Here is a 16,027-nt window from a genome sequence, read left to right as displayed (position 1 = left end):
TTCGGGTGCCGCCTCGTTACTCTCGATGAGTTTCTCCCAGGGGGTGGATGTGCTCGTCGTGCATGGTGGCTGGGTGCCGGGCGCGGACCGCCAGGGTCAGCTCGCGCTCTGGGCCGAGGATCCGGCTCTGCCCTTGACCACCGGTTCCCGGGCGCAGCAGCGGGCCCACCCCTTCGCTGTCCCCGCTGAGTCCCTGCTCACGGCGCTGACCGAATCGTCGGATGACGTCGGCGACGCGCTCGCTCCGGCCACGACCGGCACGCAGACGCTTCAGCTGCCCGGCACGGCCCGCGGACCGCTGCCCTCCCCCGACACCGGCGCCGAGCCCGCCACCCGCGGTGTCCGGCTCGGCGCGTGGAACGTGCCTGTCCTGCTGCTGCCCGGTGACTCCGCCCTGACCGCACTGAGCGCTCTATCCGATCCCGATCCTGCCGGGTCCTGGCTGGCCGGGTCTTCCCTGCGGTATCTCTGCGTCCTGGCCGGCCACGCCTGCGATCTCGCCCGCCGCGGTCGACTGCTGCCCCAGCTCGTGACCGAGGCCGGCGTGGCCACCGCTCGCTGGCGCCCGGTGCTGACCGGCGCCGACGCCGCCACGCACCGTGATTTCGCCACCGCCATGCCCGCCGTCGTCCGCGCCACCGGCGGCGGGGTGGGCCCGACTCTGCGGGACGCCGTCGAGGCGCTGGTCGACGGGGCCGCGCGGACGGTGATGCCCGAGCGGATCCTGATCGGCCATCGCGCGGGAGCGAAGGCGCCCCTGCCCGACCGCTGGATAGCCGCGCTCACCGCCGACGATCCGGCCCTGCCCGGCGCCCGGCCCGGGGAGGAGCGTGACCTGCGGGCGGCGCTCGACGAATGGCTGCGGGCCGCCCACGAGGCGAACGGCCCGATCCGGGTCAGCTTCCGGCTGCTCGAACCGGCGCCCGAGACCGACATGTGGGGCCTCGAGTTCGCTCTGCAGTCGGCCGAGGACCCGAGTCTCTACCTTCCGGCCGCCGAGGTGTGGGCCGGCGCCCGCTTCCCCGGGCTGCCGCCGCGACCCGACGAGACGCTGCTGGCCGGGCTCGGCCGGGCGGTGCGGTTGTTCCGGCTGCTGCACGTGGCCCTGCACGATCAGGAACCCGCCGCCATGGAGCTCGACACCTCCGAGGCGCACGAGTTCCTGCAGCAGGCGGCGCCGCTGCTGCAGGCGGCCGGGTTCGGTGTGCAGCTGCCCGCCTGGGCCGGCCGCAAGGCGGTCGGGCTCAAGCTGACGACCCGGTCGAAGTCGCGCAGCGGCGGGTCGAAGGCGATGGCCGATTCCGGCTTCGGTCTCGACGAGTTGGTCGACTTCCGGCTCGACCTGGTCATCGGCGAGGCCGCGGTCACCGCCGAGGAACTGGCCGAGCTGGCCCGGCTCAAGGTTCCCCTCGTCCGGGTGCGGGGCCAGTGGGTCGAGCTCGACGACCGCCAGCTGCGCGCGGCGCTCAAGGCGGTCGGCAAGCGCCGCGAGGGCGAGCTGACCGCGGGCGAGGTGCTCCAGCAGGTGGTCGACGGCGGTGAGGAAGACCTGCCGCTGGTCGAGGTCGACGCCGACGGCATGCTCGGCGACCTGCTCTCCGGGCAGGCGGCCGAGCGGCTGACCCCGGTTCCGACGCCGCCCACCTTCCAGGGCATCCTGCGCCCGTACCAGGAACGCGGCCTTTCCTGGCTGCACTTCCTGTCCCGCCTGGGCCTGGGCGGCATCCTCGCCGACGACATGGGCCTGGGCAAGACGGCTCAGACACTGTCCCTGCTGCTGGCCGAACGGGCCGATACCGACTCCACTTCGGAGTCTTCGGTGCCCGACTTCCTCCAGCCACCCGAGATCGCCCCGACCCTGCTGATCTGTCCTATGTCTCTGGTCAGCAACTGGCACAAGGAGGCGGCCAAGTTCGCGCCCAGCCTGCGGGTCTACGTGCACCATGGCGGCACCCGCCAGCGCGGGGACGACTTCGACGCTGCCGTGCGGAGTGCGGATCTTGTGGTCACGACGTACGGCACCGCGGTGCGTGACCTGGAGGCGTTGCGCGGCGTCCACTGGGGACGCGTGGTGTGCGACGAGGCGCAGGCCATCAAGAACAGCGGCACCCGTCAGGCGCAGGCCGTCCGCGCCGTCCCGGCCCGCTCCCGTCTCGCGCTGACCGGCACGCCCGTCGAGAATCACCTGGCCGAGCTGTGGTCCATCATGGACTTCTGCAATCCGGGACTGCTCGGGCCGGCCAAGCGGTTCCGGCGCCGCTTCCAGGAGCCGATCGAGGTGCGGCAGGACGAGGACGCTGCCGCCGCCCTGAAGCGGGCCACCGGACCGTTCGTCCTGCGCCGCCTCAAGACCGACAAGACGATCATCTCGGATCTGCCCGAGAAGAACGAGATGAAGGTCTGGTGCACCCTCACGCCCGAGCAGGCGACGCTCTATCAGGCCGTCGTCGAGGACATGATGGAAGCCATCTCGGGCAGCGAGGGCATTCAGCGCCGGGGCAACGTGCTGGCCGCGATGACCAAGCTCAAGCAGGTCTGCAATCACCCCGCCCACCTGCTCAAGGACGGCTCGCGCCTGCCCGCGCGCTCGGGCAAGCTGGCCCGCCTGGAGGAACTGGCAGAAGAGATCATCGAGGACGGCGACAAGGCGCTGGTCTTCACGCAGTACTCCGAATGGGGCTCCCTGCTCCAGCCCTATCTGGCGGCGCATCTCGACCGGCCGGTACTCTGGCTCCACGGTGGACTGTCGAAGGCGAAACGGGACGACCTGGTCGAGCGGTTCCAGAACGACGACGAGCCGATGCTGTTCCTGCTCTCGCTCAAGGCGGCCGGCACCGGCCTCAACCTGACGGCGGCCAACCATGTCGTCCACTTCGACCGGTGGTGGAACCCGGCGGTCGAGAATCAGGCCACCGACCGCGCCTTCCGCATCGGACAGTCGCGCAATGTGCAGGTTCGTAAGTTCATCTGCACGGGGACGCTGGAGGAGAAGATCGACGCGATGATCGAGCGCAAGAAGGCGCTCGCCTCCTCGGTGGTGGGCACGGGCGAGGACTGGATCACCGACCTGAACACCGACCAGCTGCGCGAACTGTTCGCGCTCGACCCGGCGGCGGTGCGCTGACATGCCGATCGACCAGAATGGACGATTCTTCGAGGGCGGCCGGCCCATCGAGGTCGAGGGCGGCATCGCCGTCCGGGCCAAGCGCGGCAAGATCGGCGAGCAGTGGTGGTCGCGCCGCTTCGTCGACGTGCTCGAACAGATCTGCGACGGTGGTCGGCTCGCCCGCGGCCGGACCTATGCGCGCAAGGGCCAGGTGATGGACTTCGCGCTCGCTCCCGGCCGGGTCGCCGGCCGCGTGCAGGGTTCCCGGCCCCAGCCGTACGAAGTCACGATCGACATCACCGCGTTCGACGAATCACAGTGGACGGAGCTGACGGAGGCGCTCGGTTCCCAGGCGCTCTACCGCGCGGCGCTGCTCGCGGGCGAGATGCCGCACGAGATCGTCGACCTGTTCGCCGCGCACGAGGCGCCGCTCTTCCCCGAACGCCTCGACATCCAATGCAGCTGTCCTGATTGGAGCGTGCCCTGCAAGCACGGCTCGGCGGTGCTCTACGTGCTGGCCGAGGCGTTCGACGACGACCCGTTCCTGGTGTTGGCCTGGCGCGGGCGCCCTCGCGAGGCACTGCTCGACGCCCTGCGCGGCACCCCCGAACCGGCCCCGCCGGTGGATCCCCTGGCCGTCGAGGAATCCGCTCTGGAGGATCACCTCACCGACTACTTCACTCCGGCGATCAGCCTGAGCCGCCTGCGGGAACGTCCCTCCCGGGTGAACGCCCCGCCCGAACTGCTGCTGCGGGCCCTCGACGCCCCACCGGTCCGCGTACGCCACATCCCCCTGACGGACCTGCTGCGCCCCGCCTATCGAGACCTGGCCGCCCCGCCCGACGCCTGAGAGTCAGCTCGCGCCAAGCTTGACGGCCTCGCCGGCGGCACAGGAGGTGACGGAGCCGGGCCGGAACACCTCGTCCCATAGCTTCGACTCGTCGTGCTCGCTGCCGCCTCCGCCGAGATAGATCACTCCGACAACGTAGTTCTCCGCCGCGGACCGGCCCCAACCGGTCCGCGGCGGAGATGTCGTGTCAGCCCTTGCGCCACTTCTGGTTCGAGGCGCCGACGCAGTCCCACAGGTGCAGACGGGCGCCGTCGTTCGGGTTCACCTCTTTGATGTCGACACACCGGTTCGCCTGGGGGTTGACCAGGTCACCGGCGCCGCTCAGCACGAACTGCTGGGCCGCGGTGCCGTTGCAGGTGTAGAGCTGGATCGCCGATCCGTTGGCGGTGCCCGCCGCCTGCACGTCCATGCACTTGCCACCGGCCTGCAGCGTGCCGCCGGTGAAGGTCCACTTCTGGGCGCCGCTGTTGTTGCAGGTCCACATCTGCAGCGGGGCGCTGTCGACGAAGTTGCCGCTCGGCACGTCGATGCACTTGTTGTTGAGCGAGCTGATCACCGGCACACCGGTCGGCTGCGGGTTCGAGCCGCCACCGCCGGTGAATGCGGTCAGGTGGATGCCGGCCGACCGCGGGTCCCCGTCGTGCACCAGCGACTCGAAAGCGCCGACGTCGTCGAAGGCGAACGCGTAGGCCTTGCCGTCCTGCATGTTCGCGTGGATCGCCTTGCCGTACACGTTGGTCGGGTTGCTCTTGTAGAAGTCGGCCGCGTTCAGGCTGGGCTGGGTGTCGATCGTGCCGAGCGTCCCGCGGTTGAGCGCGGCGCACAGCGTACGGGAAATCGGCCCGACAACCTGGTCGTTCGGCGCCGGCAGGTCGCCGTCGCAGCCCCACACCGACGCCGACGACGGCCGGTTGAACTGCGCCACCTGCGCGCCCGCCGAGTTGGTGAAGCGCATGACGTTGCCCGAGGTGCGGCCGAAGTAGCGCGTGTTGGGCTGGTCGCCGAACGGCACGACGGTCAGCGTCTTGGTCGTGTACGCGTTCCAGGCCGACGCGATGTACGGGTCCAGGTAGGTGGTGCTGAAGAGCCCGGCGCCCGCGGCCTTGCCCGGTGCGAGCACCCGCAGCACGGTTCCGTCGGAACGCGTACGGACCGTGTTGGCCCAGCCCGACGCTCCGCGCAACGTGTTGATGATGTTGTCCCGGCCGTTCGCGACCAGGTCACCCGTGCGCTTCGACGCGCCCGAGGCCCCGGTCACCGACACCGCGTGCGGCACGGCGAACATGTCGACCTGTGAGCTGTTGAGCCACAGCCCGGCGTCGTTGTAGGTGAACTCGCTCCAGTCGAACAGGATGTTCGCGTTCGCGTCCCCGCCCGCCCACGGCGCCGGCTGCACCAGGCCGTCCGGGGTGAGGAAGAACTTGAGCTTCTCGCCGAGAGAGAAGTAGACCCGGCCCGAGAAGCCCCGCGGGAAGCCGATCGTGGTGCTTCCGCCGTTGCCGGCGGCGGGGATGGAGACGTCGGGCGCGGGCGCCGGGGGCAGCGCCCCGCCGGTCCACGGCGAGAAGGCGCCGGCCTGGTTGACGTACCCGAGACGGCCGGACGACAGCTGGATGCCGATGACGTACAGGTAGACCGCTTCGCCGCGGCCGGTGTTGTTGGAGACGGTGACGGGCAGCACGTTCGGACCGATGGCTTGAGCCGCTGGTGGGGATATCGCGGCCACGACCGGGACGGTCATGACCAGCGCGGCCAAGGCTCGCAAAAGGGTACGCACGGGGACACCTTCCGCAGAGGCGGGATGGGGGGGAGAGCGCTCTCAGGAAAGGTTCCTTTTTGTTTCGGAACTGTGTCAATAGATGCAGGCCGATGTCGTGGCGTCCCGGGCAAACGTCGGCACCTTCGGGCATAGGGTTCTGTTCATGAGTGAGATGAGCTACCGCCGACTGGGCGCCTCGGGCCTGGTCGTCTCCGTCGTGGGCATCGGCTGCAACAACTTCGGCCGCAAGCTGGACGCCGACGGCACCCGCGAGGTCGTCGACGCCGCCCTCGACGCCGGGATCACGCTGTTCGACACGGCCGACGTCTACGGCACCCCGCACGGCGCCTCCGAGGAATGCCTGGGCGCCGCGCTCAAGGGCCGCCGGGACGAGGTCGTGGTGGCGACCAAGTTCGGGCTCGACATGGAGGGCCTCAACGGCAACGACTTCGGCGCCCGCGGCTCGCGGCGCTACATCGTGCGCGCGGTCGAGGCCTCGCTGCGCCGGCTCGAGACCGACTACATCGACCTCTACCAGCTGCACACCCCCGACCCGCAGACCCCGATCGACGAGACGCTGACCGCGCTGGACGACCTGGTGCGTTCGGGCAAGGTGCGCTACCTGGGCAACTCGAACTTCGCGGGCTGGCAGATCGCCGACGCCGACTGGACGGCCCGGGCCGGCAACCTGACCCCGTTCATCAGCGCGCAGAACCAGTACAGCCTGCTCCACCGCGAGGTCGAAACCGAGGTCGTGCCGGCCTGCGAGCAGTTCGGGCTGGGCCTGCTGCCGTTCTTCCCGCTCGACTCGGGTCTGCTCAGCGGCAAGTACAGCCGCGACCAGAAGCCGGCCGCGGGCACACGGCTGTCGCTCCCCCGCTACCAGCGCTGGATCGACGGCGCCGACTGGGACACCATCGAGGCCCTCAAGAACTTCGGCGCCGACCGCGGTCACAGCCTGCTCGAGGTGGCCATCGCCGGCCTCGCCGCACGACCCGCCGTGACCAGCGTGATCGCCGGCGCCACGACCGCCGAGCAGGTGCACGCCAACGCCGCGGCCGCCGTCTGGGAGTTGACCGCGGCCGACGTGGCCGCCCTGGACGCCCTGCTATAGGTCGAAACCGCCGGAGACCTCGACGTTCTGCGCGGTGATCCAGCGACTCTCGTCGGAGAGCAGGCTCGCGATCGCCGCGCCGACGTCGTCCGGCTCGCCCATCCGGCCCAGGGCGGTCTTGGCGGCCAGCATCGGGATCACCTCGGGGTACGCGTCGAAGCCGACGACGCCGTCGGCGTCGGCCAGCCGTGTGCGCGTCGGCCCGGGCGAGACCGCGTTGACCCGGATGCGCCGTGGCGCCAGCTCCTTGGCCAGGAACCGGGTCAGCGTGTTGAGGCCGCCCTTCATGGTCGCGTAGGCCGAGTAGCCGACGTCGATCTGGCCGGTGGGCAACGCCGACGAGCTGCTGACGTTGACGATCGCGCCACCGTCGGCGAGCAGCGGCAACATCGTCTGGGTCAGAAAGTACGGACCCTTGAGCAGCACCCGCATGAACTGGTCGAACAGCTCCTCGGTGGTGTCGGCGAACGGCGCGCCGCCACCGAAGCCGGCGTTGTTGACCAGGTAGTCGAAGGTGTCCCGCTGCCAGGTGTCCCGCAACGCGACGACGGCCTGGTCACGGAACGCGGGGAAACCCTCGGTACGGCCGATGTCGAGACGCAGCGCGACGGCTGTGCCACCCTCCTTCTCGACCAGAGCCACGGTCTGCTCGGCGCCGGCCGGATTCCCGTTGTAGGTCACGATGACCCCGGTACCCCGCCGCGCCAGCTCGACCGCTGTCGCCTGTCCGATACCGGAACTGCCCCCGAGCACGATCGCGACTCGCATGATTCAACCCTTCGTTTCGTACGTGGAAACTTGCTCCTCTCCATGGCACCAGCTCACCGGCCCGGCCAGTAGAACGAGCCTCGCCGATCCTTGCCTATTACTCTCCAAGGGTGTCGCTCGACGAATTGCGTACGTTGCTGGACCGCCACGCTCGGTCCGGTGTCACCACGGCCATCGACGGCGTTCTGATCGGCAGGGCCACCCGCGCCCACGAGTCGTCGGTCTCGATGTCGGGCACCGTGCTGGCCCTCATCGCCCAGGGCGCGAAAACGCTCGTGCTCGGCGACCGCGTCTACGAGTACCGCGCCGGCCAGTACCTGGTCGCCTCGGTTGATCTGCCGGTCAGCGGCCACTACACCGAGGCGCCGGCGCTCGGCTTCGGTCTCGTGCTCGACCCCGCCGAGATCGCCGAACTGCTGCTGGCGGCGCCGCCCGGCTCGCTGCCGCAGCCCGACGGGCCGACCTCGGCCATCGCGGTCAGTGACGCCCCCGACGAATTGATCGGCGCCGCCGTGCGCATGCTGCGGTTACTCGAGACTCCGCGCGACATCCCGGTCGTGGCGCCCCTGATCCGCCGCGAGATCCTGTGGCGCCTGGTCACGGGTGAGCAGGGTGCGGCCGTACGCCAGTTGGGTCTGGCCGGCAGCAGCGTCACCCAGGTCGCCCAGGCGGTGCGCTGGATCCGCGACCACTACCGGGAATCGTTCCGCATCGACGACCTGGCGAGGCGCTCCGGCCTGAGCGTCTCCGCGTTCCACCGCCACTTCCAGGCGGTCACCGCGATGAGCCCGATCCAGTTCCAGAAACGCATCCGCCTGCAGGAGGCGCGGCTGATGCTGGCCGCGCAGCCGAACGACGTCACCGGCATCAGCCACCGGGTCGGCTACGACAGCCCGTCCCAGTTCAGCCGCGAGTACCGCCGCCAGTTCGGCGAGCCCCCGAGCCGCGACGCCGCCCGCCTGCGCGACGGTTCCCCGGCCCCGGCCATGTCAGTGCTTTGACCCGGCCGCCAGCAATGCCGAAGCGGGCAGGGCAAGCCAGCCGTCGTCGCCGCGGAACGGGGCGGTGACCTGGTCGAACGCGGCGCGCACCTCGTCCACCACGGACGGCGGCTGGTGGTCGAGGATCAGGCCGGCGGTGGCGAGGCCGGCCGCGGGACCGGCCCACCAGTCGTCCGGGTCGATGTGCAGCGTCCACGACAGGGTGGTGCAGGTGACCCCGGCCAGGCCGGCCCCTTCGAGCAGGGCGGTCACGCCTTCCTCCGTACGGGGAAAGTCGTTGCCCGGGTCGAGGCGGGGCAGACCCGCCGGCCGTTCCGCGCCCGCGGCGTCGAAGATGTCGCTCCACAGGCGCTGAGCCGTCGGCGGCGGGGACGGCCAGACAGTCACGGCGGTCCGGCCGCCGGGACGGGTCACGCGGGCCAGCTCCGCCACGGCCGCCGCCGGGTTGCCGACGTGGTTGATCACGAAGTTGGCCACCGCCGCGTCGAAGATGCGGGCCGGGAACGGCAACACCGGCAGCGTCGCCAGCACGGTCGTGCCCTCGGGCAGGCGGGTCGCGGCGATGTCGAGCATGGACGGTTCGGCGTCGACGGCCAGCACCGACGCCCCCTGCGAGGCCGCCAGGGCGGCGACCGTGCCGGTTCCGGTGCCCGCGTCGAGCAGACGGTGCCCCTTGTCGACCCTGGCCGCCTCCAGCAGGGCGGCGCCGGGTGGGCACAGAGACGGGCGAAGCTGCGGTCGTAGGCGGCGGCACGGCCGGCCCAGCGAGCGCGCTCGTGCCCGTCGAACTCGGGACTCTTCATGATCCGTCGGATCCTAGTAAGGATCAGCAACCCGGTGGGGGCATGACTCAGAGCGTCGTCACGATCCGTCGCCGCCGGAACACGAAGGCCGCCACCGCACCCGCGACGAGCAGCACCGCGCCACCCAGGGCGACCCATTCGACGGGCGCACCGGTGATCGGCAGGCCACCGCCCTCGCCACCAGGGTTCTCTCCGCCCGGATTCGCCCCGCCCGGATTCGCCCCGCCGCCGGCGCCGTCGAGCGCGATCGTGATGGCGGCCCGGTCGTTCTTGGGTTCGGTGTCCTGCTGGCCACCGTCGGCGGCGACCCAACCGGGCGCCGATTCCCCGGTCAGCTTGCCGGTAAAGGTGAGCAGGACCTTCTCGCCCACTGCGGCGCCGCGCTGCCAGGGCCGGGTGGAGCAGATGTAGTCCCAGCCGTCGACCTTGCCGGACGACCAGTTGTCGGTCTTGTCGGGGTCGGTGCCGGGCTTGCACTCCTTGTCCACGCTGGTCAGGCGCAGTCCGGTCGGAATGTGGACGCGAACCTTCGGGGTCCAGTTCTCGTGGTGGTCGAAGACGCCGTCGATCACGGTGGTGGGGCCGAGGTTGTGGATACCCACCTTCAAGGTCTTGGTCTCGCCGACCGTACCGGTGAGGGCGCCGCCGACCGCGGCGCTGTCAGCGAGCGACTTGTCGAGCGGGATGAAGAAGTGCGTGAAGTTGTCGAGGTAGTTGAAGTCGGTCCGAGCCGTGAGGTAACTGAACTGGTCCTGGCCGCTGTTGCCGACCCCGCTTTCGACGTCGACCGGGTCGGGACCGTCGCCGAGCGCGACAGCTGTGACGTTGCCCCGGTAAGCGAACGGCCCACCCAGGTCGTCGTCGACGGCGATCCTCATCGAGGCGTCAGCCGGCGGCCGGAAGGTCGCTCCGGGTGGCAGGTCGACGTCGAAGGTGCAGAAGACGGCCGGGCCCCAGGAGCCGCTCCGCGGGAGCTTGCCGTAGGTCTTCGGGTCGTCGATGTCGTCGAACGACACGCAGTCACGATCGCGGCTCGTCGGCTCGAGGCCGAAGTCGCCGCGCAGCACCAGGCCGATCTTGTTGATCGTCTCGGTGCCGTCGTTGCGCACGACGATCGGCACGGCGGTGGACCCGCCGCGGCCGATCACCGGGTTGGCGAGCGGGGTCACCGCAAGGTCGAGGCCGCGTTTGTAGTGCACCACCCAGGCGTTGGCCTCGACGGCGTAGTAATTGGATTTGACCCCGAAGGACGCGGGCGTCGGCTTGGCCGTGATGCCGATGAGCTCGACGCCGATGGTCAGGTGAGTGCCGTTACGTGCCCCGACGTCACCGATCGGGCACGTCAGCTCGCGACAGCTGCCCGGCAGGGTCAGCTTGACCTCCGGGTCGATGTTCCAGAAAGTCAGAACGACATCCTTGGCCGCGACTGGCCCGTCGTTGGTGACTGTGACATCGACAGTCTTCGACCCGCCTTCGAGCACCCGGATCGTGTGGTCGAGGCGGACGATGAGCAACGGACTGGGTTCAGGCGCCGCGGCCTGGGCCGGGCCGGCGAGTCCACCCAGGACAAGAGCAACCGCTGCCGCGGCAGAGGCGATCGGACGCAGGCGCATCGAAGTTCCCCGTTTCTTCTGCGCTGGAGGTTCGGGGAGCGTAGGGCCTGGATGAACAGAGATCAAACTTTGGTTCAAATCCCCGGGAGTGGACACACATGAGGACCGCCCGGGCGAGCCGGACGGTCCTCATGGAAGGTGCTCAGAGGGTGGTGACGATCCGGCGCCGCCGGAAGACGTACGCCGCCACGCCGCCCGCGAGCAGCAGGAGGACGCCGCCGAGCGCGACCAGTCCGGTCGGGGTACCGGTGACCGGGAGGCCGCCACCCTCGCCGCCGTCGCCGGTCAGCGCGACCGTGATCGCGGCCCGGTCGTTCTTGGCGTTGCCGTCCTGCACGCCGCCGTCCACCACGATCGAGCCCGGCTCCGAGGGGTCGCCGGTCAGCGTTCCGGTGAAGACGAACTTGCTGGTCTCGCCCACACCGAGGCCGAGGTGCGGGATGCAGTCGTACTCGTTGCCGTCGACCGTGTCCGGCTTCGGGAAGTCGTCCCCGCCGCCGACCGGCATGCAGAACTCGTCGACCGCGGTCAGCTTCACCCCGGCCGGGATCGTGATCCGCGCCGACGCGTACCACTCGAAGTCCTCGCTGACCGGAATGACCGAGGTCGGGCCGAGGTTGCGCACCGCCACCTCGAAGGTCTTCTTGTCGCCGCCCCGGCCCGAGATGGTCGTGCCGACCGCGGCACTGTCCGCGGCGGACTTGCCGACCGCGATGCCGAAGCCGGCGATGTTGTCCTCTTCGTTCAGGTCGTCCGGCGCATCGCCGTCGGCGATGCCGGAGGCCTTGGTCAGCGCGTCCAGTGACAGCACCTTGCCGGTCTTCTTCTTGGCCAGCAGCGCGGCCTTCTCGTCGTTGACGCCGACCGCGAGCACGGCCCCGGTGTACGTGTACGGACCGCCCGCATCCTTGTTCAGGCCGATCTTGATCGGGTTCTCAGCCGACACCTGGAAGGTCGACCCCGGTGTGAACTCCTCGTCGAACTTGCAGATGAGGCCGGGCACACCGGGGTCCTCGCCCTCGATGTCCTCGAGCGAGAGGCAGTTGCGGTAGTCGCCGAACATCGACAGCCCGTCCTCGCCCAGCACCGCCAGGCCGACCGAATCGACGCTCTCGCTGCCGGCGTTGTGCACGGTGATCGGCAGGGCCTTGGACTGGCCCCGGCCGAGCCTCAGGTCACCGATCGGCTCGATCTCGAGGTCGACGCCGCCCGCGGAGCGCACCACGCTCACCTCGGAGGAGTAGGCGCCGACCGCGACCTCGAAGCCGGAGACGATCTTGTCGCCGGTGACCGCGACCTTGATCGAGAGCACCTTGCTGCCGTTCGACTTGATATCGCCGATCTGGCACGAGGTGGCGTCACAGCCCTCGGGCAGGGTCAGCTTGACCGCCGGGTCGACGTTCGTGAAGTTCACGACGACGTTCTTGACGGTCTGCGGGCCGATGTTGACGACCTCGGCCCGTACGGTCTTGGTCGTGCCGTCGATGACCGCGATCTGCTCAGGGAACAGCACGCCGACCATCGGCATCTCGTCCTCGGGCGCGGCCTGCGCCGGGGCGGCCAGGCCGCCCAGGGCCAGAGCGGCGATGGCCGCCGGCAGAGCGATCGGGCGCAGGCGCATTCAAGGTCCCCGTTCGATTTAGCAAGTTCAGCTATGAACCAGCTGAGAGGTTCCGGGAGCCTAGGGACTACGTGAGGGAAGATCAAACTTCGGCGAAAAGCGGCCCTTGAGCGGGCAACGAGGGCACCTCACCGCGAGCCGCCGCACGACGGGCGAACTCGCGGATTCCGGCGATCTGGCGCTCCCCGAGGGAGAAATCGAGCGCCCGGAAGTAGTTGGCCAGCGTCGCGGCGTCGAACGGCTCCCATCGGGCGGCGGCGGTGGCGACCTCGTCGAGTTCGGTGAGGCTGAGGTCGCGCGAGCGCTGGAACGCCTCGTGCACGTCCTTGACCACGCCGGGGTGGGCGGCCGCGAAGTCTCTGCGGACGGCCCAGACGGCGAAGACCATCGGCAGGCCGGTCCACTCCTTCCACGCCTCGCCCAGGTCGGTGACGTGCAGGCCGTTGCGCGGGGCCTCGTACAGGGCCCGCAGAGCCGGGTCGCCGATCAGCACGCCGGCGTCCGCCTCGATCAGCATCTGGGTGAGCTCGGGCGGGCAGCGGAAGTATTCGGGCTCGGCGCCGTAGCGCTCGGCCAGCAGCATCTGGGCCAGCAGCACGCCCGTACGCGAGGTGGAACCGAGCGCGACCGGCCGGCCGTCCAGCTCGGCCAGCGGCCGGGTCGAGATCAGGTTGACGCTGAGCACCGGGCCGTCGCTGCCCACCGCGAGGTTGGGCAGGAGCAGCAGTTCGTCGGCGTGGCGCAGGTATTCGACCAGCGTGATCGGGCCGATGTCGAGGTGGCCGGCCACGAGGTCGGCGCTGAGCCGGTCGGGCGTGTCCTTACGCAGGTCGACATCGAGCAGGGCGCCGGACCGCATGAGACCCCAGTAGATCGGGAGGCAGTTGAGGAACTGGATGTGCCCGACCCGGGGCCGACCGGCGCTGTCGCTCATGTTGCGACGCTATCCCGCGGCGGCCGGGAAGTGCTCATGACCGGATCCGATGGTGGCTCACGTCGCACCACGACCAGTCCCGACAACGCCGTGACCAGGCCGAACGTCCCCACCACGGCAACCAGCAGGCGAGGGTCGAACCGGTCGACCAGGGGCCCCGCGGCCAGCAGGCCGATCATCCCGGCGCCCTGCACGGAGGCGTTGAGCGAGGCGAACGCGCGGCCGCGGGCGGCGGACGGCGTCCGACCCGCGACGATCACCATGATGAACACGTTGATGCCGCCGTTGCAGACGCCGCCGGCGACCCAGAGCGGGATGATCCAGAACGGCCCGGGCGCGGCCGCCGCCACCACGACGGGCACGCACGAGCCCACAACCACCAGCAGCAACGCGGACACGGTGATACGACGCGGCGGCACCTGACTGAAGATGCCGTTGCCTAGCAGCATGCCGGCCGTCCAGGACGCGGCGACGAGGCCGAAGACGGTGGTGGACGCGCCGAGCGTGTCCCGGAGGAAGAACACCTCGACCACGCTGATCGCGCTGACCCCGGCGATCGTCGCGGCCAGGACCCCCACCATGACGGTGAGCGTGCGGTCGTCGCGCAGTCGCCACGGCACGAGGGCGCCCTTGGCTGTCGTCCGGCCGGTACGACGCGTACGCAGGGCAAGCGCCGCCCCCACCAGAGCGAGATAACTGGCGGCGTCGAGCAGCAGCGGCAGCCGGGCCCCGGACTGCCCGACCAGGACGCCGGCCAACGCGGGGGCGACCAGCATGCCGATGTTGCCGGCGGTCTGGCTCAGCCCGCTCGCCTTGGGCAGATCGGCCGGCCGCACCATCTCGGGCAGCAGGGCACCCAGCACCGGCTGGGTGAACGCGAGCCCGCAGGCAAGCAGCGCGACCAGCCCCATGATCGCCACCGGATGACTGGTGAACGCCAGGACCAGGCAGATCACGGACTGGCCGAGCGGCGCCACGGCCAGGACGATCCGGCTGTCGACCCGGTCGGCGACGCGCCCGGTGATCGGCGCGAGCAGTGCCAGCGGCAGGCTCGCCGCGAGCATCAGCCCCGAGACCGCCAGCCCGCCGTGGCCGCCCTCGGCCAGGACGAGCGCGAGGGTGGTCGCCGCGAGAAAGTCGCCGCAGACCGAGACGGCCCGCGATCCCGCCACGAGATAGACGTCGCCCCAGCGCGACTCGGGCACGCTGCCGCCAGATGTGAAGGACATACTTCGAAAGTAATCCTTCACATCTGGTTCGCGCCAGCCCTGCGTCAGGTATTGGCGTCGTCCGGAAAGGCCATGAAGTTCACGTGCACCGCCCGTGCACCGGCCGGCGGGTCCGCCTGCCGCTCCCGGAAGCGGTAGAGCGCCATCAGCTCGCTGATCTGGTCACTGAGCGCGCGCAACTCATCGGCCGTCAGCAGCAACTTGTGGCTGCTCAACGTGCCGATGTCCCGCCACTCCCGCGACTCGGCGGGCTGCCGGCGGATCCACCGCCGAGCCCGTTCCATGTCCCGCTCGAGGAACACGTCGACCAACGCCTCGGTGGCCGCGGCAGCACCCGGTTCGTCCCGGTGGGCGTCAATACGCAGCCCCGTGCCGGTGCTCTGCCACACGCGTTCCCGCCCGTCGCCCCGGCTGGGCGCCTGCTCCACCAGCCCGTAGCGGGCCAGCTCACGCAGGTGGTAGCTGGTCGCGCTGGGCGACAACCCCACCAGCTCAGCCGTCTCGGTCGCCGTGACCACGGCCCCCGTGTTGTTCAGATATTCGACGATCGCAATCCGGGCCGGATGAGCCAACGCCCGCATGACCTGCGGATCCGAGATCCGCGCCCCACCCCGACCACCCTCGTCACTCATGGGCCCATTCTTCAACGAGAGCCACGCCTCAGGGCTCGAGGTCGTAGGCGGCCACGATCGCTTCCGCCAGTTCGAGTTCCTGTGGGGCCAGCAGATAACCGACCCGCCGGCCGATCGCGGACCGCGGGATCGTCGTGATGTTGTCGCAGGACACCACCGAGTCATGGCCGAGGCCGTTTTCCTTGCCGACCGGAACCTCCGTGGAGAGCCCGCGGATCGTGCTGGTGATGGGCGCGACGGTGATGAATTTCAGATAAGGGCGCACCTGCTCACGGGTCAGCACCAGCACGGGGCGGGTCTTGTCGAGGGTGGCGAGGTGAATCGGTCGCATCAGTCGAGGTCCAACGGCTGGGCTCCGGCCCATGCGGCGAGGTCGTCGAGGTCGTCGCCCTCGCTCTCGGCGTAGATGGCCGCGTCACGCTCGGCTGCGGCGCGGCGGCGCTCCCGCTCCAGAGCACGCACGACCACTGCGGCGCGACTGGCGGCAGAACCGGAACTCACCTGCCCGTCGACGAAGTCCATCAGCTCGTCCGGCAGGCGAACGGCAATCTGAGTAGTCATACCTATACGGTACCGCTGTGGGATGCGACCTGATAC

The 16,027-nt window shown here is 70.1% G+C and carries 15 protein-coding genes; 4 read left to right on the top strand and 11 right to left on the bottom strand.

Annotation, left to right across the window (positions count from 1 at the left end):
- Positions 1-25: 25 nt before the first annotated feature.
- Complete coding sequence (locus LXN57_RS17310; protein ID WP_438872886.1) at positions 26-3,124, top strand: DEAD/DEAH box helicase; 3,099 nt, start codon at positions 26-28, stop codon at positions 3,122-3,124.
- A gap of 1 nt (position 3,125) precedes the next feature.
- On the top strand, positions 3,126-3,956 hold the full coding sequence (locus LXN57_RS17305) for an SWIM zinc finger family protein (RefSeq protein ID WP_251799189.1): 831 nt from the start codon (positions 3,126-3,128) through the stop codon (positions 3,954-3,956).
- Between the two features lie 3 nt (positions 3,957-3,959).
- Here LXN57_RS17305 and LXN57_RS47910 read toward each other — a convergent pair whose 3' ends face one another.
- Together LXN57_RS47910 and LXN57_RS17300 are read right to left on the bottom strand one after the other, a co-directional pair.
- Complete coding sequence (locus tag LXN57_RS47910; protein ID WP_285904633.1) at positions 3,960-4,082, bottom strand: hypothetical protein; 123 nt, start codon at positions 4,080-4,082, stop codon at positions 3,960-3,962.
- Between the two features lie 61 nt (positions 4,083-4,143).
- Positions 4,144-5,697 (bottom strand): beta-1,3-glucanase family protein, encoded by a 1,554-nt coding sequence (locus tag LXN57_RS17300; protein ID WP_251799218.1) that lies wholly within the window; start codon positions 5,695-5,697, stop codon positions 4,144-4,146.
- 181 nt (positions 5,698-5,878) lie between these two features.
- Here LXN57_RS17300 and LXN57_RS17295 point away from each other — a divergent pair, with 181 nt between their 5' ends.
- On the top strand, positions 5,879-6,829 hold the full coding sequence (locus LXN57_RS17295; RefSeq protein WP_251799188.1) for an aldo/keto reductase: 951 nt from the start codon (positions 5,879-5,881) through the stop codon (positions 6,827-6,829).
- On the opposite strand, the gene LXN57_RS17290 is transcribed toward LXN57_RS17295, so the two are convergent.
- Positions 6,824-7,597: an SDR family NAD(P)-dependent oxidoreductase gene (locus LXN57_RS17290; protein WP_251799187.1), complete on the bottom strand. Its 774-nt coding sequence runs from the start codon at positions 7,595-7,597 to the stop codon at positions 6,824-6,826. The genes LXN57_RS17295 and LXN57_RS17290 overlap by 6 nt on opposite strands.
- A 110-nt stretch (positions 7,598-7,707) precedes the next feature.
- Between LXN57_RS17290 and LXN57_RS17285 the strand changes: the two genes are divergently transcribed.
- On the top strand, positions 7,708-8,598 hold the full coding sequence (locus LXN57_RS17285) for an AraC family transcriptional regulator (protein WP_251799186.1): 891 nt from the start codon (positions 7,708-7,710) through the stop codon (positions 8,596-8,598).
- Here LXN57_RS17285 and LXN57_RS17280 read toward each other — a convergent pair.
- The 8 genes from LXN57_RS17280 to LXN57_RS17245 all read right to left on the bottom strand — a co-directional run bounded on the left by LXN57_RS17280 (position 8,587) and on the right by LXN57_RS17245 (position 15,991).
- Complete coding sequence (locus tag LXN57_RS17280) at positions 8,587-9,261, bottom strand: class I SAM-dependent methyltransferase (protein ID WP_251799217.1); 675 nt, start codon at positions 9,259-9,261, stop codon at positions 8,587-8,589. The two genes, LXN57_RS17285 and LXN57_RS17280, sit on opposite strands and share 12 nt — an antisense overlap.
- Before the next feature lie 187 nt (positions 9,262-9,448).
- Positions 9,449-11,014 carry a COG1361 family protein gene (locus LXN57_RS17275; protein ID WP_251799185.1) on the bottom strand — a complete coding sequence of 522 codons (1,566 nt, stop codon included), beginning with the start codon at positions 11,012-11,014 and terminating at the stop codon, positions 9,449-9,451.
- Between the two features lie 142 nt (positions 11,015-11,156).
- Positions 11,157-12,635: an LPXTG cell wall anchor domain-containing protein gene (locus LXN57_RS17270; RefSeq protein WP_251799184.1), complete on the bottom strand. Its 1,479-nt coding sequence runs from the start codon at positions 12,633-12,635 to the stop codon at positions 11,157-11,159.
- Between the two features lie 82 nt (positions 12,636-12,717).
- Positions 12,718-13,569 (bottom strand): menaquinone biosynthetic enzyme MqnA/MqnD family protein, encoded by an 852-nt coding sequence (locus tag LXN57_RS17265; RefSeq protein WP_221379825.1) that lies wholly within the window; start codon positions 13,567-13,569, stop codon positions 12,718-12,720.
- Entirely contained in the window at positions 13,566-14,798 is a 1,233-nt protein-coding gene (locus tag LXN57_RS17260; protein ID WP_251799183.1) for an MFS transporter, read from the bottom strand. The genes LXN57_RS17265 and LXN57_RS17260 overlap by 4 nt, the downstream gene beginning before the upstream one ends.
- Positions 14,799-14,842: 44 nt before the next feature.
- Entirely contained in the window at positions 14,843-15,430 is a 588-nt protein-coding gene (locus LXN57_RS17255; RefSeq protein WP_251799182.1) for an ArsR/SmtB family transcription factor, read from the bottom strand.
- A 28-nt stretch (positions 15,431-15,458) separates the two neighbouring features.
- Positions 15,459-15,761 carry a type II toxin-antitoxin system PemK/MazF family toxin gene (locus LXN57_RS17250; RefSeq protein WP_251799181.1) on the bottom strand — a complete coding sequence of 101 codons (303 nt, stop codon included), beginning with the start codon at positions 15,759-15,761 and terminating at the stop codon, positions 15,459-15,461.
- Entirely contained in the window at positions 15,761-15,991 is a 231-nt protein-coding gene (locus LXN57_RS17245; protein WP_251799222.1) for a YlcI/YnfO family protein, read from the bottom strand. Before LXN57_RS17245 ends, LXN57_RS17250 begins: the two co-directional genes overlap by 1 nt.
- Positions 15,992-16,027 lie beyond the last annotated feature (36 nt).

Source organism: Paractinoplanes hotanensis, from assembly GCF_023717965.1.
GTDB classification, from domain to species: Bacteria; Actinomycetota; Actinomycetes; order Mycobacteriales; family Micromonosporaceae; genus Actinoplanes; species Actinoplanes polyasparticus.
The sequence above is the reverse complement of the archived record's forward strand: the minus strand, read 5'-3'. Positions and strand labels throughout refer to the sequence as shown.